At 70.9% G+C, this 22710-nt stretch carries 30 protein-coding genes and 1 riboswitch; of the genes, 14 read left to right on the forward strand and 16 right to left on the reverse strand.

Annotated elements, in window-relative coordinates; genetic code table 11:
• A partial coding sequence (locus Q7P21_RS09235) for a RidA family protein (protein ID WP_304176810.1) occupies positions 1-276 on the forward strand: 276 nt, incomplete at its 5' end.
• A 93-nt stretch (positions 277-369) separates the two neighbouring features.
• On the opposite strand, the gene Q7P21_RS09240 is transcribed toward Q7P21_RS09235, so the two are convergent.
• From Q7P21_RS09240 to Q7P21_RS09250, 3 genes are all read right to left on the reverse strand, one after another.
• On the reverse strand, positions 370-729 hold the full coding sequence (locus Q7P21_RS09240) for a DUF6481 family protein (RefSeq protein WP_304165125.1): 360 nt from the start codon (positions 727-729) through the stop codon (positions 370-372).
• Between the two features lie 34 nt (positions 730-763).
• Positions 764-955 (reverse strand): hypothetical protein, encoded by a 192-nt coding sequence (locus Q7P21_RS09245; RefSeq protein ID WP_304165121.1) that lies wholly within the window; start codon positions 953-955, stop codon positions 764-766.
• 93 nt (positions 956-1048) lie between these two features.
• On the reverse strand, positions 1049-1258 hold the full coding sequence (locus Q7P21_RS09250; protein WP_242563733.1) for a cold-shock protein: 210 nt from the start codon (positions 1256-1258) through the stop codon (positions 1049-1051).
• A 414-nt stretch (positions 1259-1672) separates the two neighbouring features.
• On the opposite strand from Q7P21_RS09250, the gene Q7P21_RS09255 reads away from it, so the two are divergent.
• On the forward strand, positions 1673-2095 hold the full coding sequence (locus tag Q7P21_RS09255; RefSeq protein WP_304165116.1) for a hypothetical protein: 423 nt from the start codon (positions 1673-1675) through the stop codon (positions 2093-2095).
• Positions 2096-2097: 2 nt separating this feature from the next.
• Here the strand turns inward: Q7P21_RS09255 and Q7P21_RS09260 are convergent, their stop codons facing one another.
• From Q7P21_RS09260 to cobU, 4 genes are all read right to left on the reverse strand, one after another.
• Positions 2098-2346, reverse strand: coding sequence for a hypothetical protein (locus Q7P21_RS09260; protein ID WP_304165113.1), 249 nt, complete (start codon positions 2344-2346; stop codon positions 2098-2100).
• A 5-nt stretch (positions 2347-2351) separates the two neighbouring features.
• Positions 2352-2474, reverse strand: coding sequence for a hypothetical protein (locus tag Q7P21_RS09265; protein ID WP_304165109.1), 123 nt, complete (start codon positions 2472-2474; stop codon positions 2352-2354).
• A gap of 49 nt (positions 2475-2523) precedes the next feature.
• Positions 2524-2862, reverse strand: coding sequence for a hypothetical protein (locus Q7P21_RS09270; RefSeq protein WP_304165106.1), 339 nt, complete (start codon positions 2860-2862; stop codon positions 2524-2526).
• 135 nt (positions 2863-2997) lie between these two features.
• Positions 2998-3519, reverse strand: coding sequence for a bifunctional adenosylcobinamide kinase/adenosylcobinamide-phosphate guanylyltransferase (gene cobU / locus Q7P21_RS09275; protein ID WP_304176813.1), 522 nt, complete (start codon positions 3517-3519; stop codon positions 2998-3000).
• A 40-nt stretch (positions 3520-3559) separates the two neighbouring features.
• A riboswitch (cobalamin riboswitch) is annotated at positions 3560-3764 on the forward strand.
• A 106-nt stretch (positions 3765-3870) separates the two neighbouring features.
• Between cobU and Q7P21_RS09280 the strand changes: the two genes are divergently transcribed.
• The 9 genes from Q7P21_RS09280 (at position 3871) to cobS (ending at position 13283) form a co-directional block, all read left to right on the forward strand.
• Positions 3871-5832, forward strand: a complete 1962-nt coding sequence (locus tag Q7P21_RS09280) for a TonB-dependent siderophore receptor (protein ID WP_304176816.1) — start codon at positions 3871-3873, stop codon at positions 5830-5832.
• 62 nt (positions 5833-5894) lie between these two features.
• Positions 5895-6509, forward strand: coding sequence for a cob(I)yrinic acid a,c-diamide adenosyltransferase (cobO, locus tag Q7P21_RS09285; RefSeq protein WP_304176819.1), 615 nt, complete (start codon positions 5895-5897; stop codon positions 6507-6509).
• On the forward strand, positions 6509-7375 hold the full coding sequence (locus Q7P21_RS09290; protein ID WP_304165095.1) for an ABC transporter substrate-binding protein: 867 nt from the start codon (positions 6509-6511) through the stop codon (positions 7373-7375). Before cobO ends, Q7P21_RS09290 begins: the two co-directional genes overlap by 1 nt.
• The gene (locus Q7P21_RS09295; protein ID WP_304165092.1) at positions 7372-8358 is read left to right on the forward strand and encodes an iron ABC transporter permease; all 987 of its coding nucleotides are present in this window, start codon (positions 7372-7374) and stop codon (positions 8356-8358) included. The genes Q7P21_RS09290 and Q7P21_RS09295 overlap by 4 nt, the downstream gene beginning before the upstream one ends.
• A complete protein-coding gene (locus Q7P21_RS09300) occupies positions 8355-9131 on the forward strand; it encodes an ABC transporter ATP-binding protein (protein WP_304165089.1) in 777 nt (258 codons plus the stop codon). The genes Q7P21_RS09295 and Q7P21_RS09300 overlap by 4 nt, the downstream gene beginning before the upstream one ends.
• Entirely contained in the window at positions 9121-10050 is a 930-nt protein-coding gene (gene cbiB / locus Q7P21_RS09305) for an adenosylcobinamide-phosphate synthase CbiB (protein WP_304165086.1), read from the forward strand. The genes Q7P21_RS09300 and cbiB overlap by 11 nt, the downstream gene beginning before the upstream one ends.
• Positions 10038-11504 (forward strand): cobyric acid synthase, encoded by a 1467-nt coding sequence (locus Q7P21_RS09310; protein ID WP_304176822.1) that lies wholly within the window; start codon positions 10038-10040, stop codon positions 11502-11504. The genes cbiB and Q7P21_RS09310 overlap by 13 nt, the downstream gene beginning before the upstream one ends.
• Entirely contained in the window at positions 11501-12526 is a 1026-nt protein-coding gene (gene cobT, locus Q7P21_RS09315; protein WP_304165079.1) for a nicotinate-nucleotide--dimethylbenzimidazole phosphoribosyltransferase, read from the forward strand. The genes Q7P21_RS09310 and cobT overlap by 4 nt, the downstream gene beginning before the upstream one ends.
• Before the next feature lies 1 nt (position 12527).
• On the forward strand, positions 12528-13283 hold the full coding sequence (gene cobS / locus Q7P21_RS09320; RefSeq protein ID WP_304165077.1) for an adenosylcobinamide-GDP ribazoletransferase: 756 nt from the start codon (positions 12528-12530) through the stop codon (positions 13281-13283).
• Here the strand turns inward: cobS and Q7P21_RS09325 are convergent.
• From Q7P21_RS09325 to Q7P21_RS09340, 4 genes are all read right to left on the reverse strand, one after another.
• Positions 13280-14206, reverse strand: a complete 927-nt coding sequence (locus tag Q7P21_RS09325) for a hypothetical protein (protein ID WP_304176824.1) — start codon at positions 14204-14206, stop codon at positions 13280-13282. The two genes, cobS and Q7P21_RS09325, sit on opposite strands and share 4 nt — an antisense overlap.
• A gap of 383 nt (positions 14207-14589) precedes the next feature.
• Entirely contained in the window at positions 14590-17250 is a 2661-nt protein-coding gene (locus Q7P21_RS09330) for a bifunctional acetate--CoA ligase family protein/GNAT family N-acetyltransferase (protein WP_304176827.1), read from the reverse strand.
• Between the two features lie 45 nt (positions 17251-17295).
• Entirely contained in the window at positions 17296-17538 is a 243-nt protein-coding gene (locus Q7P21_RS09335) for a hypothetical protein (RefSeq protein ID WP_304165067.1), read from the reverse strand.
• 88 nt (positions 17539-17626) lie between these two features.
• Entirely contained in the window at positions 17627-17863 is a 237-nt protein-coding gene (locus Q7P21_RS09340; RefSeq protein WP_304165063.1) for a DUF6356 family protein, read from the reverse strand.
• 117 nt (positions 17864-17980) lie between these two features.
• On the opposite strand from Q7P21_RS09340, the gene Q7P21_RS09345 reads away from it, so the two are divergent.
• On the forward strand, positions 17981-18442 hold the full coding sequence (locus Q7P21_RS09345; RefSeq protein ID WP_304165060.1) for an Lrp/AsnC family transcriptional regulator: 462 nt from the start codon (positions 17981-17983) through the stop codon (positions 18440-18442).
• A 147-nt stretch (positions 18443-18589) separates the two neighbouring features.
• Positions 18590-19189 (forward strand): sensor histidine kinase, encoded by a 600-nt coding sequence (locus tag Q7P21_RS09350; RefSeq protein WP_304165057.1) that lies wholly within the window; start codon positions 18590-18592, stop codon positions 19187-19189.
• A gap of 2 nt (positions 19190-19191) precedes the next feature.
• Here Q7P21_RS09350 and Q7P21_RS09355 read toward each other — a convergent pair whose 3' ends face one another.
• From Q7P21_RS09355 to Q7P21_RS09375, 5 genes are all read right to left on the reverse strand, one after another.
• Positions 19192-19686 carry a pyridoxamine 5'-phosphate oxidase family protein gene (locus Q7P21_RS09355; RefSeq protein ID WP_304176830.1) on the reverse strand — a complete coding sequence of 165 codons (495 nt, stop codon included), beginning with the start codon at positions 19684-19686 and terminating at the stop codon, positions 19192-19194.
• An 82-nt stretch (positions 19687-19768) separates the two neighbouring features.
• On the reverse strand, positions 19769-20248 hold the full coding sequence (gene greA, locus Q7P21_RS09360) for a transcription elongation factor GreA (protein WP_304176832.1): 480 nt from the start codon (positions 20246-20248) through the stop codon (positions 19769-19771).
• Between the two features lie 71 nt (positions 20249-20319).
• On the reverse strand, positions 20320-20730 hold the full coding sequence (locus Q7P21_RS09365) for a GFA family protein (protein WP_304165049.1): 411 nt from the start codon (positions 20728-20730) through the stop codon (positions 20320-20322).
• Positions 20731-20827: 97 nt separating this feature from the next.
• Complete coding sequence (locus tag Q7P21_RS09370) at positions 20828-21262, reverse strand: PaaI family thioesterase (protein ID WP_304165046.1); 435 nt, start codon at positions 21260-21262, stop codon at positions 20828-20830.
• A gap of 68 nt (positions 21263-21330) precedes the next feature.
• Entirely contained in the window at positions 21331-22224 is an 894-nt protein-coding gene (locus Q7P21_RS09375) for a lipase family protein (protein WP_304176834.1), read from the reverse strand.
• A gap of 173 nt (positions 22225-22397) precedes the next feature.
• On the opposite strand from Q7P21_RS09375, the gene Q7P21_RS09380 reads away from it, so the two are divergent.
• Positions 22398-22592: a hypothetical protein gene (locus Q7P21_RS09380; RefSeq protein ID WP_304165040.1), complete on the forward strand. Its 195-nt coding sequence runs from the start codon at positions 22398-22400 to the stop codon at positions 22590-22592.
• Positions 22593-22710: the final 118 nt, after the last annotated feature.

Consider the following 22710-nt stretch of genomic DNA (forward strand, 5'->3'; position numbering starts at 1 on the left):
GATGGCGGGGCCAAGCTGGGCGGCACGGCCGCCGACGCCGCCACGCGGGTGATGAACAACCTCAAGGGCGAGGTCGAGGCCGGCGGCCTGACGATGAACGACCTGGTCTGGGTGCAGATCTTCGCGGCCGACCTGGGCGACTACGCCGCCTTCAACGAGGTCTATCGCAGCTATTTCACCGGCCCCATGCCCACCCGCGCCTTCATCGGCGCCGGCCACCTCTTGGGCGACGCCCATTTCGAGGTGATGGGCGTGGCGGTGCGCAAGACCAAATAGTCTCGTCTGCCCGGGCTCCGGACATGGAAGAGGCCGCGGGCGAAATCGCCGCGGCCTCGGATCTCGTCTCGCCTTGAGGGGCGGAGGAGGGGTCTATTGACGGGCCTTGCGGGCGGCGTAGCGCTGGTCGCGCTTGGCCTTCTGCTCGGCCTTGGTCAGCGCCTTGCGTTCCTTGCGTTCGCCGCGCTTGGCTTCCAGCTCGGCCTCGGCCGTGGCTTCGTGCGCGAGACGGGCGGCCTCGACGGCGTCGGCGGCGGCCTGCTTGGCGGCGGCGCGCGCCTCAAGACGGTCGGAGCGAACCTTTTCGAGCTCCGCGGCGCGCCGTTCGGCGCGGGCGGTGAATTCCGGGTCGACGACGGTCGGCTTGGGTTGGAACTTCGCGAGCAGGGCCTTCTTGGCCTCCGCGGCGGTCTTGAGCCGTTCGGCGAAACCGGTGTTCAGAGTTTGATTCATGTAGCCTTCTGGGGTGCGCGCCGGGCTGGCGCCGTCATTCCGTAGGGACGGGCTTGAAAGTGGCCGCGCAGATAGCCTCAAGGTGCCCGCGAATGGAGCGGGGCGCCAACAGGGCGTCAACCGCCCGGCAGCCGTCAGCCTTCAGCCGGTCCTTCAGCTTGTTCAGGTCGCCATACTGGCCGGACCGGGCCAGGGCGTAAGCGCGTTCAACAGTCTGAGTCGTCATGTGTGTATCTTGGTCTGCGGCCGACGGGGTGGACGGAGCGATGCGCCCCGTCCCGCCGGCCTGGTGGGCCGGCCCCCTAATAGCCGTTTAGACTTAAGCGGCTTGCAGCTGGGCGGCGGACATTTTGCCGCTGCGCTGATCGCGCTCGAGCTCGTAAGAGAGCTTTTGACCTTCGTGGATCGAGCCCAGGCTCGAACGTTCGACGGCCGAGATGTGGACAAACACGTCCGCTCCGCCCGCGTCAGGTTGGATGAAGCCGAAGCCCTTGGTGGGGTTGAACCACTTCACGGTACCGGTAGCCATTTTGTGTCACCTTTCAGGTGCATGTGTTCGCGCAGTCCCAAGAGAGGACGCGTGATCAAATTTTCGGAGAGGATCGTGGTAGACTCGGGAGCTCGATCCGAAGAATGAGCAGGGAGAGCAACCGAACCAAAACGATATTCGACGTTGCCAGCATTCCACGAATTTGGCTCAAAGCCAAGCGAAATTCCATCCAGACGCGATTAGCTGCCGCATCGATCGGGTCGCTCCCGGGCTTTCGCGAGTAAATTCAAGGCGATTTCCGCACCGGTCCATCGCGGCAGGCGATCAGCCGATAGCCGCCCCGAAGCCCGGGTTCCGTGCTATAGTGTCCGACTTGGAAACCGGCGAAACGCCGGGAAGGATGCGAACCGACGCGCGCCGCGGGTCTTCGCACCCGCTCCTGAAAGCCACCACATGGGCGGAACCTCGCCGGACGCTGAGCCGTCCCAGGCCCCTACGGCGCAGGCGCCGGCGGCCAAGACATCGCAGCGCTCCCCCTGGGGTTCCGGTCCGCGCTCGCGCAACGCCGCGCGGCTCAAGCTGCTGGGCGCCCTGCGCGGCGACGGCCAGCTGATCTGGTCGGGCGGCGAGCTTCCGGTGGCCTATGAGCTGGACGTCTATCGTCGCGGCTCCGGGCGGGTGGTCAGCGGCAATCTGGAAGGCGACTTCTCGACCCTGCTGGCGATCGAGGTTCCCGAGGGCGAGGCCCTGGCGGCCCCGGAGACCGAGCTTCGCCTGGCCGACGGCTATGAGATCTCCGTCACCATCTCCGACGTCGAGGCCGCCGCCGCCAGTTTCGACGGCGCCGAGGACTGGGACGGCCCCGACCCGGGCTAGGTCTAGAGCTCGTCGAAGGGCGGGGGCAGGCGGCCGGACTTGAACAGGATCACCGGGTTCTCGTCATAGTCGCCCATCTCGGTGTCAGCCGAGGCCGAGAAGGCCACCACGCCAAGCCGCAGGTCCGACAGTCGCTCGGCCTTGCGCCGCGCGTCTTCCGCAGTCTTGCAGGCGAAGGCCGGCTCGGCCTTGAGCGCCTGGCCCCGGCCGGCGATATAGGCCTGCACCAGGTGGACGGTCTCCATGGCCATGGGGACTATTTCTTCTTCACCGCCGGAGGCGGGGTCAGGAAGATGGAGCCGGTGTTGGCGGCGGCCTTGGGCTTGTCGGCCTTGGGCTTGCGGGTTTCCTTGTTGCTCTTCTTCTGGCCCTTGGCCATGGCGTGTCCTTTCAGACAATCGGGCCGGCGTCATGCGCCGGCGAAGCTTCTACAGGATGTCGGCCGACGGGGCCTGGGGCTCGGAAGCCTGGGCCAGCTCGCCGCGCTTCTGGATGTGGCCCAGCTCGGTGACGGCGGCGCTGCGGTGGCGGCGGACGTCGCGGTCGCGCTCCACCGAATGCAGCCTTTGGCGCAGCAGACGGAACACCCAGACCTGGGCGCCGGAGGTCTCGGCCGCCCCATAGTCCTGGGCCTGGGCGATCTTCAGGGTCTGGGCCACCAGGGTCTTGGCCCGCTGGGCGTCCCCGGTCAGGGCTTGGGCGGCTTCCAGCAGACGGGGTTCTAGCGCCAGGATTTCCTGGCGGCGGTCATCGATTGTGGTGGTCATCGGACCCCTTTCCGGGGGGCGCGCAGTCCTGCGGGGCAGGGCCGATCACGCCGCTCGCCGCGCCGGAACACGTCGAAGCAGCAGTGTACCACATCGCCGTCGTCCCGGCGGAGAAATCGCCCGCCCGACCGCGCCCTAACCCTTGAGCACCAGCGGCAGACCGGCCTGAACCACCACCATCCGGTCCACCGCGCCGGCGATCGCCTGATGCATCCACCCGGCCTCGTCGCGGAACCGCCGGGCCAGGGCGTTGTCGGGCACGATACCCTGGCCCACCTCGTTGGAGATCAGGATCACCGCGTCGGCCGGCGAGGCGTGCAGGGCCGCGACCAGGGCCTCGGTCTCCTCCGCGATCTCGGCCTCAGCGTGCATCAGGTTGGACAGCCACAGGGTCAGGCAGTCGATCACCGCCACATCCCTGGGCTGCAGGCCGGCCACGGCCTGGGGCAGGGCCAGCGGAATTTCCAGGGTGGTCCAGTCGGGTCCGCGCTCGGCCTGGTGGCGAGCGATGCGGGCGGCCATTTCCTCATCCAGCGCCTGCGCTGTGGCCAGCAGGACCCTGCGTCCGCCGCCCTCGGCCGCCAGCTGATCGGCCTGGGCCAAGGCATGGCGCGTCTTGCCCGATCGGGCCCCGCCCAGGACGAAGGTCAGGCTCATCGGGCAAGCTCCGCGATTGACGGCCCCGCCTGAACCCCCTAGGGCGGGTCCTGCGACAGGTTCCCCGCAAGGGGATTAATAGGGAACTCAGGTGGAACACCTGGGCTGCCCCCGCAACTGTAAGCGGCGAGCCCGCGCGTCATATGCCACTGGACGACGGCCTGAAAGGGTCCGGTTCTGGGAAGGCGACGCGCTCCGGCTATGACCCGCGAGCCAGGAGACCTGCCTGACGCGGTCGTCCTTCGTCCGGCCGGGGTGCGCCGAGCGAACGGGTTTGTCCCGAGAGGCGACGTCCGTTGGGGCCGCGTTTTCGCGCGGTCTCGTCGTCACGCTTGCTTGGGGGACACCCGCTTGAAGACCGTCTTGATTTCCACCGCCGCCACGATTGCGCTCTGCGCCGCCGCCCCCGCCTGGGCCGATGACCAGACTGCGCCCAGCCCCGATGTCGCGGGGCGCGACGCCGCCGCGGTCAGCGAACTGGTGGTCACCGCCACCCGCTCGGCCCAGCCCGCCGACCATATCGGCCAATCGGTGACGGTGATCTCCGACCGCGACCTGAAGGCCGCCCAGGCGGTGGTGATCACCGATCTCCTGGCCTCAACGCCCGGCGTCAGCTTCGCCCGCAACGGCGGGGTCGGCGGCGCCACCTCGCTGCGCATTCGCGGCGCGGAGAGCGGCCAGACCGTGGTGGTGATCGATGGGGTCAAGCTCAACGATCCCTCCTCCACCGACAGCGGCTACAACTTCGCCAACCTGCTGGCCGGCGACGTGACCCGCATCGAGGTGCTGCGCGGCGCCCAGTCGACCCTGTGGGGCAGCCAGGCCATCGGCGGGGTGGTCAATATCGTCACCGCCGAGCCGACCCAGCCGTTCCAGGGCTCAGTCACGGCGGAGGGCGGCTCGCTCGGAACCGGCTATCTGCGGGCCGGCCTCGGCGGCGTGACCGACCGCCTGACCTGGCGGCTGGCCGCCAGCCAGTTCGCCACCTCGGGCGTCTCCGCCTACGCCAAGGGCGCGGAGAAGGACGGCTATCGCAACACCGGTCTTTCCGGTCGCGCCCGCGTGGCGATCACCGATGACGTCTCCCTCGATCTGCGCGCCGTCTGGTCCAAGGGCCGCAACGCCTTCGATGGCTTCCCGGCTCCGGCCTATGTCTTCGCCGACGATCCGGAATACGGCCGGACCCAGGAGCTGGTCGCCTATGCCGGCCTGAACTTCGCCCTGTTCGACCAGCGGCTGAAGAGCCGCATCGCCTATGGCGCCACCACCACCGACCGCGACAACTTCAATCCCGCCCAGGCGGTCACCTCCCGCACCTTCGACGCCCGGGGCGAGAACCGGCGCTGGGAATATCAGGGGACCTTCGCGATCACCGACGCCTGGACCGCGACCTTCGGGGCGGAGTCGGAAAAGGCCAATATGCGCACGGCCTCGCCCAGCGCCTTCAACGCCAACCCGACCCCGGCGCGCGCCAAGGCCGGGATCGACAGCCTCTATCTTCAGGTGATCGGTCCGGTGGCGCCCGGCCTGACCCTGACCGCCGGGGTTCGCCACGACAGCCACGACACCTTCGGCGACCACACCCTGGGCCAGCTCGCCGCCGCCTGGTCGTTGAACGACGGCGCCACGGTGCTGCGGGCCAGCTGGGGCCAGGGCTTCAAGGCCCCCAGCCTCTACCAGCTGTTCAGCGACTACGGGAACCCGGGCCTCGCCCCGGAACAGGCCGACAGCTGGGACGCCGGCGTCACCCAGCGCCTGGGCAAGGCCACGGTCTCGGCCACCTGGTTCCAGCGCGACACCACCGACCAGATCGACTTCGTGTCCTGCACCGGGACCTCGACCGTCCCGCTGTGCTCGAAGGCCGGCGTCCATCGCTTCGGCTATTATGACAACATCGCCCGGGCCAAGGCCCACGGGGTCGAGCTGACCGGGGCGGTCACCCTGGCCGGCGTCGACCTCACCGCCAACTACAGCTGGACCGACACTGAGAATGGCTCGGCCGGCGCCAATCACGGCAAGAAGCTGGCGCGGCGGCCCGAGCACCAGGCCAATCTGCAGGCGGCTCACGTCTGGGGAAACAAGCTCTCGACCTCGGTCGCGGTGCGCTATGCGGGCGACAGCTTCGACAACGCCGCCAACAGCTTCGTGCTCCGGGCCTACACCCTGGTCGACCTGCGGGCCTCCTATCCGCTGAACGATCGGCTCGAGGTCTATGGTCGGGTCGAGAACGCGCTGGACGAGGCCTATCAGACCACCCGCAACTATGGCTCCGTCGGTCGCGCGGCCTATGTCGGCCTGCGGGCCAGCTTCTAGATCAGCGTCGCGCCGCGGCGGCTCATCCCGCCGCGGCCCACCTCAAGGCCAAGGACCCTTCCATGACCGACGAAGCCGAAAAGAACGCCGCCCACGCCCTCGCCATGCAGGCGCTCAAGGCCGAGCGCGAGGCCCTGATGGCTGACAAGACCGACGAGGCCCCGGGCCTGCTGGTGGTCAACACCGGCGACGGCAAGGGCAAGTCCACCGCCGCCTTCGGCACCGTCGCCCGCGCGCTCGGCTGGGGCCACAAGGTCGGCATCGTCCAATATATCAAGGGCAAGTGGATCACCGGCGAACGCCAGTTCTTCGATAAGTTCCCCGACCAGCTGCGCTGGGAGGTCATGGGCCAGGGCTTCACCTGGGATACTCAGGACCGCGCCAAGGACATCGCCGCCGCCGAGGCCGCCTGGGCGCTGTCACTCGAAATGCTGCACGATCCGTCGCTGAACCTGGTGCTGCTGGACGAGCTCAACATCGCCCTGCGCTATGACTATCTCGACATCGACCGCATCGTCGCCGACCTCCAGGCGCGGCCCCGCGACAAGCATGTGCTGGTCACCGGCCGCAACGCCAAGCCGCAGCTGATCGCCATCGCCGACCTGGTCACCGAGATGACCCTGGTCAAGCATCCCTTCGACCAGGGGATCAAGGCCCAGCGGGGTCTCGACTTCTGATGGCCGGCCTGACCCGCAGGACAGCGGCCGGCGTCCTCGCCCTGGGCCTGGCGGCGAGCCCGGCCTTGGCGGCGACGGGCGGGCCGCGTCGGGTGGTCTCGCTCAATCCCTGTCTCGACGCGATCCTCGTCCAGGTGGCCGATCGTGATCAGATCGCCGCCGTCAGCCACTACACCCACGCCCCGTCCAGCACCTCCAGCGGCGCCCTGGGCCTGACCTTTCCCTTCACCCACGAGACGGCCGAAGAGGTGGTGGCCCTGCGCCCCGACCTGGTGCTGACCGCGCGACATTCCTCGCCCGCCACCCGCGCGGCCCTGGCCCGCATGGGGGTGCGCACCGAGCTGTTCGGCCTGCCCAACACCGTCGAGGAAAGCCTCGCCCAGGTGATGCAGGTGGCCCGCGCCGTGAACCGGCCCGAGCGCGGCCAGGCCCTGGTCGCCCGCATCCGCGCGGCCTTGGCGGAGGCCGCGCCGCCGCCGGGCGCCCGGACCCTGACCGCCGTCACCTTCCAGTCCGGCGGCTTCGCCACGGCGCGCGGCACCCTGATGGACGAGATGATGCGCCGCGCGGGTTTCGAGAACGCCGCCACCCGCTATGGCCTGACCCGCACCAGCAACATTCCGCTGGAAAAGCTGATCGCCGATCCGCCCGACGTGCTGCTGGCCGGCCAGCTGGAGCCCGGCGCCCCCACCTGGGCCGACCGCGTCCTGGCCCATCCGGCGCTGGCCCATGTCGCCCACCGCATGTATCGCGCGGTGTTCCCCCAGAACCTGACCTTCTGTGGCGGTCCCGTGCTGATCGACAACGCCCGCATGCTGGCCCAGGCCCGCCGCGACGCGCTCGCCGCCCTGGCGGCGCGGACATGACCCTCGCCCCCAAGCGCCCCGCGGTCCTGGCCGGCCTGGTCGCCGCCGGCCTGGTCCTGGCCCTGGTCAGCATGGCCGCCGGCCGGGTCTGGGTGCCCTTCGCCGTCTGGTTCAAGCCGGCCGATCCGCTCTGGCCGATCCTGTTCGACCTGCGCCTGCCGCGCACCCTGCTGGCCATCGGCGTCGGCGCCTCGCTCGGCATGTCGGGCGCGGCCATGCAGGGCTACACCCGCAACCCCCTGGCCGATCCTGGCTCGCTGGGGGTGTCGTCGATGGCGGCGCTCGGCGCGGTCCTGACCCTCTATCTCGGCATGGGGGCCCAGGCGCCCTGGGTGATCGCCGTCGCCGGCATGGCCGGGGCGCTGGCCGCCGTCCTGCTGCTGATGGGCCTGTCGGGTCGCTCACCCGGCGTGGTGACCTTCATCCTCGCCGGGGTGATCCTCAACACCATGGCCGGGGCCGGGGTCGCCCTGGCGCTCAGCCTCGCTCCCAATCCCTGGGCGGTGAACGAGATCGTCAACTGGATCATGGGCTCGCTTGCCGACCGCAGCGCCGGCGAGGTCGAACTGGCCGCGCCCTTCATGATCATCGGCTGCGTCACCCTGATGTTCACCACCCGCGCCCTGGACGCCCTGACCCTGGGCGAGACCGGGGCCCGGTCCCTGGGGATCAACCTCACCGCCATCCGCTGGATCCTGGCGATCGGCGTGGCCCTGGCCACCGGCGCCAGCGTCGCGGTCACCGGGGTGATCGGCTTCGTCGGCCTGATCGTGCCCCACCTGCTGCGGCCCTGGGTCGGGGCCCGGCCCGGCGGATTGCTCCTGCCCAGCGCGCTCGGCGGCGCGGTCCTGGTGCTGGCCGCCGACATCGCCGTGCGACTCACCCCCGCCGCCAATGAGGTGAAGCTCGGCGTCGCCATGGCGGCCCTGGGCGGCCCGTTCTTCCTCGCCCTGCTGTTGCGCATGCGCCGGAGGCTCGCATGAGCCGGCTCATGGCAGAGGGGCTTGGCGTCATGCTCGGCGACCATCTGGTCCTGGCCGGGGTCGGCGCCAGCTTCACCACCGGCCAGGTCACCGCCATCCTCGGGCCCAACGGCGCGGGCAAGTCGACCCTGCTGGCCTGCCTGGCGGGCTTGCGTGAACCTGAAGTCGGCGAGGTCCGCCTCGACGACCAGCCGATCCTGGCGCTCGATCCCCGCGCCCGGGCCCAGCGGCTGGGCTTCATCCCCCAGACCCCGGAGATCGCCTGGGCCATAGAGGTCGAGACCCTGGTCGGCCTGGGCCGCACGCCCTTCATCGGCGCGCGGGGCCTGGGCGACGACGACCGCGCCGCCGTCGCCAAGGCCATGGCCGCCTGCGAGGTCCAGGCCCTGGCCCATCGCGACGTCACCACCCTGTCCGGCGGGGAACGCGGCCGGGTGCTGATCGCCCGGGCCCTGGCCGGCGACCCGCAATGGCTGCTGGCCGACGAGCCCCTGGCCGGCCTCGATCCGGGCCATGCGCTCGACGCCTGCGCCCTGTTCGCGACCATGGCCCATGACCAGGGGCGCGGCGTGATCGTCACCCTGCACGACCTGTCGCTCGCCGCCCGCATGGCCGACCGCATCCTGGTGCTCACCGACGGGGCGGTCCTGGCGGACGGCCCCCCGGCCGAGGCCCTGTCCCCCGCCGTCCTGGCGCGGGCCTATGGCGTCGACGCCCGCCTGACCGAAGGCGCGGGCGGGGTGCTGATCGAGATCGTGGGCCGTGCCGGCTGACCCCTGGATCGTGCTTGGGGCCGCCCTGATCGAGGGCGCGACCGGCTATCCCGACCGCCTGCACGCGCGGCTGCCGCATCCGATCTCCTGGGCGGGCTGGCTGATCGGCGCGCTCGAACGCGGCTTGAACCGGGGTCGGGCCCGCCGCGCCAAGGGCGTCCTGGCCCTGGCGATCGTGGCGGGTCTGGCCGGCTTCCTGGGCTGGGCCGTGCAGGGCGTCCTGGCGGGCTCGTGGACCGGGCTCCTGGTCACCGCCGCCGTCGGCTCGCTCGGCCTCGCCGCGCGCAGCCTCTACGATCACGTGCGGCCGGTGCTCAAGGCGCTGGAGGCCGACGACCTTCCCGCCGCCCGCACGGCCGTCGCCCGCATCGTCGGTCGTGACGTCCAGGCCCTGGACGCCTCCGGCGTCGCCGCCGCCGCCCTGGAAAGCCTGGCCGAAAGCCTCACCGACGGGGTGGTCGCGCCACTGTTCTGGTTCCTGCTGGCCGGCCTGCCGGGCCTGTTCGTCTACAAGGCGGTCAACACCGCCGACAGCCTGATCGGCCACCGGGAGGAGCCCTATCGCCTGTTCGGCTGGGCCGCCGCGCGCACCGACGACCTGATGAACCTGATCCCCGCCCGCCTGGCCGGTCCGCTGATCGTGCTGGTCGGCGGCCGGGGCTGGCGAGTCATGCGGCGCGACGCCGATCGTCACGCCTCGCCCAACGCCGGCTGGACCGAGGCCGCCATGGCCGGGGCGCTGGCCATCGAGCTGGGCGGGGATGCGACCTATGACGGCGTGCGCCACCACCGGCCGATCTTCGGCGACGGCCATCGCCCCCAGGCCGCCGACCTCAAGGCGGGCTTGCGGCTCTACCGGCGCGCCTGCATCGTCCTGGCGTCGGCCCTGCTGGTCGGAGGCTTCGCATGGCCGCGCTGATGATCCAGGGCTGCGGCTCCGACGTGGGCAAGTCGGTGCTGGTCGCCGGCCTCTGCCGGCTGTTCGCCAACCGGGGGCTGACGGTGCGGCCCTTCAAGCCGCAGAACATGTCCAATAACGCCGCCGTCACCGCCGAGGGCGGCGAGATCGGCCGGGCCCAGGCGCTGCAGGCCCTGGCCTGCCGCACCCCGCCCACCGTCGACATGAACCCGGTGCTGCTCAAGCCCCAGTCCGACACCGGCGCCCAGCTGGTGATCCGTGGCCGCATGGCCGGGACCTGGCAGGCCCGCGCCTATCAGGACCGCAAGGGCGAGCTGCTCGAGGTTGTGCTGGAGAGCTTCCGACGCCTCCAGGCGCAGAGCGACCTGGTCATCGTCGAAGGGGCCGGCAGTCCGGCCGAGACCAATCTGCGGGCCGGCGACATCGCCAATATGGGCTTCGCCCGCGCGGCCAAGGTTCCCGTCGTCCTGACCGGCGACATCGATCGCGGCCATGTCATCGCCGCCCTGGTCGGAGCGCACACGGTGCTGGACCCGCAGGACGCCGCCATGATCGGCGGCTTCCTGATCAACAAGTTTCGCGGCGACCCGGTCCTGTTCGACGCCGGCCGGGCCGAGATCGTCCGGCGCACCGGCTGGGCCGACATGGGCATGGCGCCCTGGCTCGCCGCCGCCGCCCGCCTGCCGGCCGAGGACGCCGTGGTGTTGCAGTCCGCCGGCCGCGACCAGGGGCGCCGCTTCAAGGTCAGTGTGCTGATGTTCCCGCGCATCGCCAATTTCGACGACTTCGATCCGCTCGCCGCCGAGCCGCAGGTCGAGCTGGCCTATGTCCCGCCCGGCGGCGTCATCCCCGGCGACGCCGACCTGGTCATCCTGCCCGGAACCAAGTCGACCCTGGCCGATCTGGCCTTCCTCCGCGCCCAGGGCTGGGACATCGACCTCGCCGCCCATCTGCGCCGGGGCGGCCGGGTGCTGGGCGTCTGCGGCGGCTTCCAGATGCTGGGCCGGACCATCGCCGACCCCGACGGGATCGAGGGCCCGCCCGGCCAGGCCCCCGGCCTTGGTCTGCTCGACCTCGACACCGTGCTCACCGACGACAAGGTGCTGCGCCCCACGGCGGGACAGCTTCCCGAAGGCCCCGCCTTCGAAGGCTATGAGATCCATGTCGGCCGCACCGCCGGCCCGGCCCTGGCCCGCCCGCTGCTGCATCGCGCCGACGGGACGGGGGAGGGGGCGATCTCCGCCGATGGCCGGGTCATGGGCTGCTACGTCCACGGCCTGTTCGGGCGCGGCGAGGCCCGCGCCGCCCTTCTGGCCCGTTGGGCTGTGGGCTCGGATGGCATAGACCAGTCCGCCCGCACCGACGCCGCCCTCGACGAGATCGCGGCGGCCCTGGAAACCGCGTTCGACATTCCCCGCCTGGCCGCCCTGGCCGGATTGGAGCTTCGCCCATGACCTCCGCCGTTCCGCCCCTCGACCGCAGCCGCACCGCCGCCCTGCGCGCGCGCCTCGACGCCAAGGCCAAGCCGCTGGGCGCGCTGGGCCGCATCGAGGATCTCGCCGTCCGCCTGGCGCTGATCGGCGATACGGAGACGCCGAAGGCCGACCGCGCCGTGCTGATGGTCTTCGCGGGCGACCACGGCCTGAACCAGGCCGGGGTCTCGTCCTATCCGTCCAGCGTCACCGCCGCCATGGTCGCCACCCTGCTGGCCGGCCGCGCCACCGCCAACGCCTTCGCCGCCGCCGTGGGGGCCGAGATCCTGATCATCGACGCCGGGGTCGACGCCGACCTGCCCGACCACCCGGCCCTGATCCGCGCCAAGATCCGTCGCGGAACCCGCAACGCCGCCCAGGAGCCGGCCCTGACCCTGGAAGAGGTCCAGACCGCCCTGGTGCGCGGCGCCGGCCTGGCCCGGGCCGCCGGCCAGGACTTCGACCTGCTGGCCATTGGTGAAATGGGCATCGGCAACAGCGCCTCGGCGGCGCTCATCCTGCACCGCCTGGCGCCCGCCCCGCTGGAGGATTGCGTCGGGGCCGGGGCGGGGCAGGACATCGAGGGCCTGGCCCACAAGCTCGCCGTGCTGGAGGTCGCCGCCGACCGCAGCGAGGCCGTCGAGCCGCTGGACGTCCTGGCCGAGTTCGGTGGGCTGGAGATCGTCATGATGGCCGGCGCTGTGCTGGGCGCCGCCCAGGCCCGCAAGCCGGTGCTGATCGACGGCTTCATCGCCGGCGCCGCAGCCCTGGCCGCCATCCGCCTGGTCCCCGAGGCGGCCGACTATTGCGTCTTCGCCCATCGCTCGGCCGAGCGCGGCCATGCCCTGATGCTGGAGGCGCTGGGCGTCGAGCCCCTGCTCGACCTCGACATGCGGCTGGGGGAGGGAACCGGCGCCTTGCTGGCCATGCCCCTGCTGCGGGCGGCCGCCAAGCTGATGAGCGATGTCGCCAGCCTCGACGACGTGCTGGCCGGAAACATCTGAGGTGGGCCAGCTGCGGCTGCTGATCTGCGCGATCCAGTTCCTGACCCGCCTGCCGACGCCGGCGCTGCGCGGCTTCCAGCCCGACATGATCTCCCGTTCTGCCCGCTACTTCCCCCTGGTCGGGGCCCTGGTCGGGGCGATCTGCGGCCTTACCCTGATCGGCGCCGACCGACTGTGGAGCGGGGTGCTGCCGGCCTTGCTGGCGGTGGCGATCGGCGTGCTGGTCACTGGCGCCTTCCATGAGGACGGCCTGGCCGACGCCTGCGACGGCCTGGGCGGCGGCGGCGATCCGGCCCGCCGCCTGGCGATCATGAAGGACAGTCGCATCGGGACCTATGGCGCCCTGGGCCTCGGCCTCACCCTGGCGCTCAAGGTCGCGGGCCTCTCAAGCCTTCCGGCCGTTCCCGCCGCCCTGACCCTGGTCGCCGCCCATGCCGGCGGCCGCGCCGCCTCGGTCTGCGCCATGCGCGGCCTGGCCTATGTCGGCGATCTCGACCTGGCCAAGTGGAAGCCCGCCCCGGTCAATCTGTCGGCCTGGGAGGTGGCGATCGCCCTGGCCCTGGGGCTCGCCCCCCTGGTCCTGCTGCCCCCGGTCGGCGCGGCCTGGGGGCTGGGTCTTGGCGCGGCCCTGGCGCTCGGCCTGGCGCTGACCGCCAAACGCCTGCTCGGCGGCTATGTCGGCGACGTGCTGGGCGCGGTGGAACAGGTCTTCGAACTGGGCTTCGTGCTCGGGATCGCCGCCTGGGCGCGGATCTAAGCCTCAAGCTCCAGGTCCAGACCGGCCAGGGTCAGGCTCTCGGCCAATCGGCAGGTCTCGACGATGGTGGCCCCCAGATAGCCCTCCGACTGCGGATGCTGGCGAATGTCGGCGGCCAGGCGGATCTTGCCGTCATCGGCCCGGGCGCACAGGCCCGCCGCGATCAGCTTGCCCACATGCCGCCGCGTGGTCTCATAGGGCAGGTGCAGCTGGCGGGCGGCGGCATAGACGCTGGTGGTCGGAATGAGCTCGCGCCCCCCCATCACCGGATGCTGCTCGGTGATCGCCTGCAGCAGGGCCAGGAACACCAGGGTGGTCACCAGGTCGTGGCTCACCGCCTCGCTGGAGATCCGCAGGAAGACCAGGAAATATTCGGTGGTCAGGCGCGAGACCTGGCGACGCAGGGTGCCGGTCGAAAGCGGCAGCAGCACCCCCTCGCTGGTCATCCCGTTCAGTTGGCGGAAGAAGCGGCGGGTGCGCAGCTCGTTGCGGGTGACCACATTGGAGACTTCCGGCCCCAGCAACGCCCGGGTCGGCACGATCAGACCCTGGTCGGAGGCGCGTTCGACCAGGCCTGCGTCGATCAACTGGCGAAGGTGCCGCCGGGCGGTCTCGTAGGACAGGTGATAGGCGCGCGCCAGGCTGTAGAGGCTGACCGGCCGCCGCTCGGAATCCGGCGGCGCCCCGCCGCCCAGGCGCTCGGCCAGGGCCGGGTCGTGGGTGATGTGGCGGATATTGGCGTGCATGATCGCCATGAACAGCAGGGTCGAGACATGGTCGGCCTGGATCGCTCCGGCCACCAGGTTCACGCAATCCAGCACGAACTCCCGCGCCAGCCGGGCGATCTCGACATCGCCGATCGGCAGGGAGAAGGCGCCCCCCCGCGCTGCGCCATGGCCTGGTCCGCTCGGTTCATATCGCACGGACAGGACTCCGATCGGGGGCGGGACTGCGCGGTTCAATCAATGGTGGAATCACGCAAGGCCACACGAATTTCGAACCTACCCACTATCTAAAGTTGATCACAGGGCCAAGCACCGCACCCTGCGGCCAACGGACGCGTCCAACCCGTGGTCGTCCAACGCTCCAGCGCCCCGGCTCCGTCGCGAATCTGGAACGGCGTCTTTCGACCCAGGTCGAATACGGGCGGGATGCGCCTGCGGATGCAATGGCCTCGCTCGGCCTGGTTGCTCCCCTTTTTGGGGACGGTTGCGAAAAGCCCCTCTCCCTTGCGGGCAGGGCTATCGCATATGGCCGCAACGCGGCTGCTCCCCCAAGGAAGGGAGCAACCAAGCTGTGTCCGCCCCTAAAGCGCCAGCTCCACCTTCACCCGCGCCGGGTCCTCGGCGGTGTGGCGGCTGAAGCCCAGGGCGTCGGCCAGCTGCAGCATGCGGGGATTGTCGCGCGCCACATCCCCCCACAGGGACTTCAGCCCCTTGGCCCGGGCCTGTTCGATCAGCTGGGTCATCAGGGCGTGGCCCAGGCCGTGGCCGTGGTGATCGGTCCGCACCATCAGGGCGAACTCCGCCGTCGCGCCCTCCGGGTCGCCGGCCAGGCGCCCGACCCCGACCACCTCGCCCTTTGCGGTCTCGGCCACCAGGGCCAGTTCGCGATCATAGTCGATCTGGGACAGTCGCGCCGCCCAGCTGTCGGGCAGATGCTGGACGCCGGTGCGGAACCGCAGCCGCACATCCTCGGCGCTGGAGCGGTCGATCATCTCGATCAGTCGCGGCGCGTCCAGCGGCCGGATCGGCCGCAGGGTCAGGACCTCGCCCTCCAGGGTCACCGTCCGGTCCAAGCCTCGCGGATAGGCTCCGATCGCCGTGCGGACGCTGACCGCCTCCGGCGCGGACAGCCGGATACGGGCGTCGAGCGCGATCACGCCGCTGTCGTCGGCCAGCAGCGGATTGATATCCAGCTCGGCGATCTGCGGCAGCTCCACCGCCAGCCGCGCCAGCCGGATCAGCACCTCGGTCACGGCCTCGAGATCAGCCGGCGGCCGGTCGCGGTATCCGGCCAGCAGCTTGGCCACCCGGGTGCGGGCGATCATGTCGCGGGCCAGCACATCGTCCAGCGGCGGCAGGCCCACGGTGCGGTCCGCCAGGATCTCCACCCCGATCCCCCCCTGGCCAAACAGGATCACCGGCCCGAAGGTGGGGTCCTGGGCGATGCCGGCCAGCAGCTCCTGGGCCTTGGGCCGGCGGATCATCGGCTGCAGCACGAAGCCCTCGATGCGGGCGTCGGGGACCGCCTTGCGCACCCGCTCCAGCATCTGGCCGGCGGCCAGCTCGACGGCCGCCGCGCCCTCGAGGTTCAGCATCACCCCGCCGGAATCGCTCTTGTGGCTGATGTCGCGCGACAGAATCTTCAGGGCCACCGGGCCGCCCAGGGCCTCGGCCGCCTGGCCGGCCTCCAGCGGAGTGGCCGCGATCCGGCTCTCCACCACCGGCACGCCATAGGCGGCCAGCACCTGGCGGGCTTCCGGATCGGTCAGGTCGCGACGGCCCTCGGCCCGGGCCTTGTCCAGCACCTGGCGGGCCAGCTCCGGAGCCGGCGGCTCCAGGTCGCCCACGGTGGGGACGCGCATCAGCAAAGCCTGACCTCGGCGATGCTCGACCAGGTGCATGAAGGCGCGCACCGCCTCGTCCGGCGTCTCCTGCACCGGCAGGCCGGCGGCGGCCAACAGCTTGCGGCCGGGCTCGACGGCCGTCTGGCCCAGCCAGGCGGTCAGCACCGGCTTGCCGGACTTCGCCTTGAGCACCGCCTCGACCACCGCCTGGGCCGCCTCGGTGGACGAAGCGACGGCGGTGGGGCAGTTCATCACCAGTATGGCGTCGGCCTCGGGCTCAGCCAGCAGGGCCTCCATGGCCTTGCCATAGAGCGCCGGCTTGGCGTCGCCCAGGATGTCGGCGGGATCGCCATGGCTCCAGTTGGCCGGTGCGACGGCGTTGAGCGCCGCGATCGTGCCGGGGGACAGCTGGGCCAGCCGCCCGCCGCGGGCCTCAAGGGCGTCGGTCGCCATCACGCCTGCGCCGCCGCCATTGGTCAGGATCGCCAGCCGGTCGCCCCGCGCCGTCAGGCCGGCGCCCAGGGTCTGGACGGCTTCGAACAGTTCGCGCAACTCGCCGACCCGCAACAGGCCGGCGCGGCGGAAGGCGGCGTCGTAGACCGCGTCGGATCCGGCGAGCGCGCCGGTGTGGGAGAAGGCCGCCTTGGCCCCGGCGGCGCTGCGGCCGGTCTTGACCACCACCACCGGCTTGTTGCGCGAGGCGATGCGCGCGGCGGTCATGAACTTGCGCGCATCATGGATGCTCTCGACATAGAGCAGGATCGCCTGGGTCGCCGCGTCCAGGGCCAGATAGTCCAGCAGGTCGCCGAAATCGACGTCGGCCGCGTCGCCGATGGTGACGATGTGCGAAAATCCGATCCCCTGGGCGTGGGCCCAGTCGATGGCGGCGGCGGCCACTGCGCCCGACTGGGCGACCAGGGCGATCCGCCCCGCCGCCGGCGTCAGGTGGGCGAAGCTGGCGTTGATCCCCCGGGCCGGCGAGATGAAGCCCAGGCAGTTGGGCCCGATGATCCGCAACAGGTGCGGCTTGGCCGCCTGCAGCATCTCGGCCTTCAGCCTGGCCCCGTCCGGCCCTGCGTCGGCGCCGAAGCCGGTGGAGATCACCACGGCGGCGCGGCAGCCGCGCGCGCCCAGTTCGGCGATCAGGCCGGGGATGCTCTGGGGCGGGGTGGCGATCACCGCCAGGTCCGGCGTGACCGGCAGGTCGGCGACCTTGGCATAGGCCATGGCCGAGCGGATGGCGCCCTCATGCGGATTGACCGGCAGCACCGGCCCGGCGAACCCGCTCTCCAGCAGATTGCGCGCCAGCACGGAGCCCACCGATCCGTCCCGGTTGCTGGCCCCGATCAGGGCGATGGCGTGGGGTTCGAACAGGGCGTCGAGATTGCGGGTGGTCATGGGGGATAGCTACGCCCTTCGCAGCGCGGGATCGTGACGGGCCGGTCAGTCATTGACCGGATAGGGCGAGACCGGCGCGGCCTGGGTCTCCAGCTTCTCCAGCGCCTCCAGCACCGGACCCGGATCGCCCGGAACCTCGACGGACGCGCCCGGCGCATGGATGTCGTCGCGCCGCCTGCGGCGCGGCCAGACGGCGGTCAGGGCCTTGAGCCCCGCGCCCAACAAGGCCGCGAGCTCGCCGAGACCTCCCAGCGGCCCGGTCTTCGAGCGATGTTCAGAAGGCTCCACGCGCCCGGCCTCCTCGGCGGTCTGCGAGGTGTGAGCCTATCACGGGATCGCCGCCTTGATGCGGGTCAAGGCGAGAGCGGGGTGGCCCTCAGGCGCTGAGCGCGTCCGGGGCGGCCGCAGGAACCCGGCCCCGGGCCGCCATGCGGCTGTGCAGGCGCTGGACGCAGTCGCTGGCGGTGCGTTCGAAGGCGAAGGGCAGAAGGGCGTGGACCAGGCAGGCCAGGCCGGCGGCGAGCAGCGGCCAGGCATAGCTCGACGCGGCGCTCAGGTGCTCGCCATAGGTCTCGCCGACGGCGTGCGGGTGGCGGGTGAAGGCGTCGATCATGGCGGTCCCCAGGTCCTGATGACCAGATCATGCGGCTGAACCCGGAGAATGACCTTATCGATTTCGCGCCAAAATCGATCCATAAGAGAATTATATTCTCCAATTCGGCGAAACGGCATGAATGAAAATCTCGATCCCATCGATCGGCGCATATTGCGGGAGCTCCAGGCCGACGCCACGATCTCCGTCGCCGACCTGGCCGAACGGGTGGGCCTGTCCCAGACCCCGTGCTGGAAACGGATCAAGCGGCTGACCGATGACGGCGTGATCGAGCGCCGGGTCGCCCTGCTGGATCGCGACAAGCTCGACCTGGGCCTGGTGGTCTTTGTCGCCGTCCGCGCCGCCCGTCATGACGAGGAATGGCTCAACGCCTTCGCCCGTGGCGCCTCGTCCCTGCCGGAGGTGGTGGAGTTCTATCGGATGAGCGGCGAGACCGACTATCTGCTCAAGGTCATCGTCCGCGACATCGCCGCCTATGACCGCTTCTACAAGCGGTTGATCGCCGCCGCCCCGCTGGGCGACGTGTCCTCCTCCTTCGCCATGGAGCAGATCAAGTTCACCACCGCCTTGCCGCTCTGAAGTCCGCGTCGCCCGGCGTCTCGTCTTGAGGCAAATCAACCGAGCGGCTTGCCTGTTGCGGTGCGCGGGTGGGGGCGATAACCACGATCCGAATTCCACACGGCCCGGCTGGGTCGTGGCGGGATGGGCAGGCGAGGGGTGAGGGCGATGAGCGAGGATCGGGCCGGCGGGGGCGATCCCACTTCGGAACTTCGGCATCGCACCGCCAACATCTTCCAGTTGCTCGGCGCCCTGGCCCGGATGCGCAGCCAGAGGTCGGGCAATCCCGAGGCCGCCCGCCAGTTGCTGTGGGTCGCCGACGCCATCGGCTCGCTCGGCGCCCTCGAGCGCCACCGCACCGACGGCGGGGTCGATCTCGGCGGCTATCTGAACGAGATGACCCCGGTCTGGCGCCGTCGCCATGGCGCCCACGCCGCCCAGGTCGAAATCCTGGCCGGCAAGGTGATCGTGCCCGACTCCATGGCCTCGACGCTCGCGCTCATCGCCCAGGAGCTGATCGGCAACGCCCTGGGTCACGGCTATCCGTCCGGCGCCGCCGGCCGGGTCGAGGTTCGCCTGGGCCCGCGCCCGGATGGCCGTACGGAACTGCTGGTCGCCGACGACGGGGTGGGCTTCGATCCCGCCGCCCCGGAGAGCGCCGACCGCTTCGGCCTGTGGATCGTGCGCAGCCTTTCCACCCAGGTGCGCGGCGAGTTCGAGCTGACCACCCAGGCCGGCGTCACCGCCCGGCTGATCTTCGCGACCTGACTTCAGTGAAAGCTCAGGTTCGCCCGGCCGCCCAGCTCCGGCGGCGCGTGGGTGGCGTGGGCCTTGGCGATCTCCCAGGCGAAGCGCACGGGCCCGGCGTCTGACAGCCAGACCTGGGCCGCCTCGCAGGTCAGGCACAGCATGGTCAGGCCGGGATCCTCGCGGCCCAGCGGATACCAGGCGGCGACCACCGCGTTCCAATAGCGTTCGATCCTGGCCGGATCATATTGCAGGGTGAGCTCGCCGGAGATCACCGCCTGCAGCCCCTTGCGCTGGACGATGAAGCTGGCCCGGCGGCCCTCGCCGATCGCCCGCGACAGATCGGTGTCGGAACGGGTGAAGAACCAGATCTGATTGCGCTCCTCGTCCAGGAAGGCGGTCATCGGCTGGGTCTGTTTCGGGGCGCCGTCGATCCCGAGCATGCCGGTCTGATGGTCTTCGAGGGCCTTCCACAGGCGACGTTCGATCGCGGCCTGGTCCTGGGTGTCGGTGATCATCGGCTACTCCTTGGGCGACTACGCCCCGCAGCCCTAACCGGCGAGCCCCCGCAGAGTTCCAGCCTTGACCGCAGGCCCGCCATCACCCCAGGGCCGTGATCTCGACCTCCTGGCCGGCCAGGATGGCGGTGTCGCCGACGCTCTTGCCCAGGAGGGCGCGGGCCAGGGGCGAGACATAGGACACGCAGCCCTTGGCCGGATCGGCCTCGTCCTCGCCGACGATGCGATAGGTCGCGACCCGGCCGTCCTCGCGCGCAAAGGTCACCGTCCCGCCGAACACCAGCTTGTCGGGGTTGGGCGGGGTCTCCATCAGCTGGGCGCTGCCCCGGCGAGCGGAATAGTAGCGCAGGTCGCGGGTCGCCCGGGCCATGGCCGTGCGGTCGACGCTGATCCCGCCCTCGGCCTGGGCGGCGGCATAGGCCGCGCGCGCCTCGGCCAGGGCCGCGTCCAGCTCGGCCAGCCCCTGGGGCGTGACCAGGTTCGGGTGCGGCGAGATCGGCCGGTCCGGCAGGTTCGCGGCCTGGGCCTCGCTGTCCTCTTCCTTGGTGAAGGCGACGCTCAAAGGATGGCTCCGTGCCCGGCCGGAACGGCCGCCCCCATGACATAGGCGCGCGCAGGCTCCGGACCTAGCCCTCAGCCGCCGGGGAAGCCCGGCATCTGCATCACGCCCTCGGCCACCAGGTGATAGGGCTGGGCGTCGTTCATCCAGATGGCGATCTGCGGGCCTTCGAACACCTTGGGGTCATCCAGGGTGCCGATCTTCAGGATCAGCATCGAGGTGTCGCGCGGCGTCCGCGTCAGGATGTGGGTGCCGCAGGTGGCGCAGAACTCGCGGGTGGCGGGGGCGTCCAGGTCCTCGCGGGTGAAGGTCGCCGGCTGGCCCTTCACATAGGCGAAGCCCTCGGATCCCAGGCCCATGAACAGGTTCGACGCCCCGCCGGAAATGTACTGGCACTCGCGGCAATGGCACTGGCCCTTGAAGCGCACCGCGCCCTGGGCCTCATAGCGCAGCGCGCCGCAATAGCATCCGCCGGTCAGGCTCATGATCGTCCTCCCTCAAGTGACCCGCCATCGGAAGATCTCGCCCAGGGGGAAGTCAAGCCGCCCCGAGGGTCCTTCCCCAGGACGGGAGCCGCGATGCCTACTCCGCCTGCTGCCGCGCCCGGGCCTCGACCTGGGCCCGGGGCATCAGGCGGATGGTCGAGGAGCCCTTGGCCAGCACCGCCCCGGCCGCGGTCTTCAGCACACCCTCGACAAAGGCCGTCGATCGGCCGCGCCGCTCGATCCAGCCCTCGGCGAACACCGGCCCGGGCCCGGCGGGGGCGAAGAAGCTGACCTTCAGCTCCAGCGACATCGGCGTCACCTCGGCCCCGGTCTCGCTCATCACCGCATGCGCCATGGCCGCGTCGATCCAGCCGCAGACGAAGCCGCCCTGCACCACCCCGCCGGAGTGGCACATGTGGGCGCCGGCCAGATATTCGATCACCGCCCGGCCCGCGCCGACCTCCACCACCCGGACCTGGCCCAGGGTGTGATGCAGGTCCATGGACGCATTCCCCACGCGATCGTCACTCATTGGGCTCGGGCCTTCCGCTGTTGTCCCGCCCCCTTAGGCGCACGGCGCGGCGCCGCGCAAGCCCGGGTTCAGTCCGTGTACTGGCCGCCCAGATAGCCCGGCGTCTTGTCCAGCCCATGGCAGTCGACGATGTAGCCGAACTTGCCGGCCGCCAGCGCCGCCTTCAGCTTTTCCAGCCGCTGGGCGACCAGGCCCTGGGCGTCGCCCTCGATTGTCCCGTCGGGCAGCAGATAGCGCAGCTGGCCCACCGCCCCATAGCCGGTGTCGACCAGCTTCAGCAGGCCGGCGACCCAGGCCGGAACCCCCAGCTGGTCGACCAGCCCGACTTCCAGCGGCAGGTGCGGGACGATGTCGTCGTCGAATTCATAGCGGATGTGGTCGGGCAGGGCGGCGTTATAGGCGTCGGCGAAATGCACGTCCCCCACCCGGGCGGCGGCGAAGGTCCGCACCTTGATCGCCCGCTGGGCGCCCAGGTCCTTGCGCAGCCGCCAGGCGACCAGGGCGCATAGCGACCCGCCCTTGGAGTGGCCGGTCACATAGACCGGCAGGTCGGGGTGCTTGTCGGCCATGGCCTTCACCGCCGGCCCCAGCTCCGGCCACAGGTTCAGATAGGAGCGGTAGAAGCCGAAATGCACCCGCCCCGGAAACCCCGGCGGGGTGTCCAGCGGCGGCAGCAACGGGATCACCCCGTCATTGGCCCAGTCGGCGATCACCTTCTGCCAGTCGCGGTCGGTGGGGGGCGTGGTGCCGCGCAGGGCGACCACGATCCCCTCGGCGATCACCGCCACGAAGCCGGCGTCCTCCAGCCGCTTGCCGGCCGCGAAACCCATCGGCGGCTCGACATAGGCGATCGATCCGGAACTGGGCGGCCGGGTCCCGAACCCCAGGGCGGGCACGGGCCCGTCGCGGGTGATGGCATAGGTGTGCCGCGCCACGCTCAGCAGGGTCAGGGTCAAGCTCATGGTCGTTCGCCCTCCGGTTTTGTATCGGAGCGTGCGCTCGAAAGTAGAGTGCGGCAAGATGGGGAGGGGTGTTGCCGCCCCGACATTGCGCGCCACATCCGGCCCCGCCCGCGCCCTATTGCCGCCCCCTTGAGCCCCCAGCCTGCTTTCGGGACCAGACGGGAGTAGCCGACATGGCCAGCTTGAGCGAGACCTTCGAACCCGACCGCCGCCCGGACGGCGCGGTCGCCCTCCACTTCACCCCGGCCGAATGGCGCCACCTGCTGGAAGACCCCGGCTTCCTCTGCCAGGACGACAACCGCTACCTCGCCCCCCGCCGCCTGATGGGCGTCCCCGTCGCCATCGTGCCGGACCACCGGTGGGGGTGAGGGCTCGTTATGCGCCGCCGGTGGCCAAGGCCCGCGCCACGGCTTCGGGCTCGGTGAGGATGACGGTCAGATAAGCCAGCAGCGCACTGTCGGCCTGGGTGCGGCCCTGCTCCAGGTC

This window comes from Phenylobacterium aquaticum (genome assembly GCF_947378715.1).
Taxonomy (GTDB): Bacteria; Pseudomonadota; Alphaproteobacteria; order Caulobacterales; family Caulobacteraceae; genus Phenylobacterium; species Phenylobacterium aquaticum_A.

Bases quoted from the DNA above. Each gene is read 5' to 3' on its own strand.
- Q7P21_RS09375 (WP_304176834.1), bottom strand. From the start codon at position 22,224: ATGAGCTTGACCCTGACCCTGCTGAGCGTGGCGCGGCACACCTATGCC.
- Q7P21_RS09250 (WP_242563733.1), bottom strand. From the start codon at position 1,258: ATGGCTACCGGTACCGTGAAGTGGTTCAACCCCACCAAGGGCTTCGGC.
- cobT (WP_304165079.1), top strand. From the start codon at position 11,501: ATGACCTCCGCCGTTCCGCCCCTCGACCGCAGCCGCACCGCCGCCCTG.
- Q7P21_RS09355 (WP_304176830.1), bottom strand. From the start codon at position 19,686: ATGATCACCGACACCCAGGACCAGGCCGCGATCGAACGTCGCCTGTGG.
- Q7P21_RS09310 (WP_304176822.1), top strand. From the start codon at position 10,038: ATGGCCGCGCTGATGATCCAGGGCTGCGGCTCCGACGTGGGCAAGTCG.
- Q7P21_RS09270 (WP_304165106.1), bottom strand. From the start codon at position 2,862: ATGACCACCACAATCGATGACCGCCGCCAGGAAATCCTGGCGCTAGAA.
- Q7P21_RS09340 (WP_304165063.1), bottom strand. From the start codon at position 17,863: ATGATCGACGCCTTCACCCGCCACCCGCACGCCGTCGGCGAGACCTAT.
- Q7P21_RS09350 (WP_304165057.1), top strand. From the start codon at position 18,590: ATGAGCGAGGATCGGGCCGGCGGGGGCGATCCCACTTCGGAACTTCGG.
- Q7P21_RS09260 (WP_304165113.1), bottom strand. From the start codon at position 2,346: ATGGCCATGGAGACCGTCCACCTGGTGCAGGCCTATATCGCCGGCCGG.
- Q7P21_RS09370 (WP_304165046.1), bottom strand. From the start codon at position 21,262: ATGAGTGACGATCGCGTGGGGAATGCGTCCATGGACCTGCATCACACC.
- Q7P21_RS09300 (WP_304165089.1), top strand. From the start codon at position 8,355: ATGAGCCGGCTCATGGCAGAGGGGCTTGGCGTCATGCTCGGCGACCAT.
- cobO (WP_304176819.1), top strand. From the start codon at position 5,895: ATGACCGACGAAGCCGAAAAGAACGCCGCCCACGCCCTCGCCATGCAG.
- Q7P21_RS09245 (WP_304165121.1), bottom strand. From the start codon at position 955: ATGACGACTCAGACTGTTGAACGCGCTTACGCCCTGGCCCGGTCCGGC.
- Q7P21_RS09345 (WP_304165060.1), top strand. From the start codon at position 17,981: ATGAATGAAAATCTCGATCCCATCGATCGGCGCATATTGCGGGAGCTC.
- Q7P21_RS09290 (WP_304165095.1), top strand. From the start codon at position 6,509: ATGGCCGGCCTGACCCGCAGGACAGCGGCCGGCGTCCTCGCCCTGGGC.
- Q7P21_RS09380 (WP_304165040.1), top strand. From the start codon at position 22,398: ATGGCCAGCTTGAGCGAGACCTTCGAACCCGACCGCCGCCCGGACGGC.
- Q7P21_RS09255 (WP_304165116.1), top strand. From the start codon at position 1,673: ATGGGCGGAACCTCGCCGGACGCTGAGCCGTCCCAGGCCCCTACGGCG.
- cobU (WP_304176813.1), bottom strand. From the start codon at position 3,519: ATGAGCCTGACCTTCGTCCTGGGCGGGGCCCGATCGGGCAAGACGCGC.
- Q7P21_RS09265 (WP_304165109.1), bottom strand. From the start codon at position 2,474: ATGGCCAAGGGCCAGAAGAAGAGCAACAAGGAAACCCGCAAGCCCAAG.
- Q7P21_RS09295 (WP_304165092.1), top strand. From the start codon at position 7,372: ATGACCCTCGCCCCCAAGCGCCCCGCGGTCCTGGCCGGCCTGGTCGCC.
- Q7P21_RS09240 (WP_304165125.1), bottom strand. From the start codon at position 729: ATGAATCAAACTCTGAACACCGGTTTCGCCGAACGGCTCAAGACCGCC.
- Q7P21_RS09365 (WP_304165049.1), bottom strand. From the start codon at position 20,730: ATGAGCCTGACCGGCGGATGCTATTGCGGCGCGCTGCGCTATGAGGCC.
- Q7P21_RS09330 (WP_304176827.1), bottom strand. From the start codon at position 17,250: ATGACCACCCGCAATCTCGACGCCCTGTTCGAACCCCACGCCATCGCC.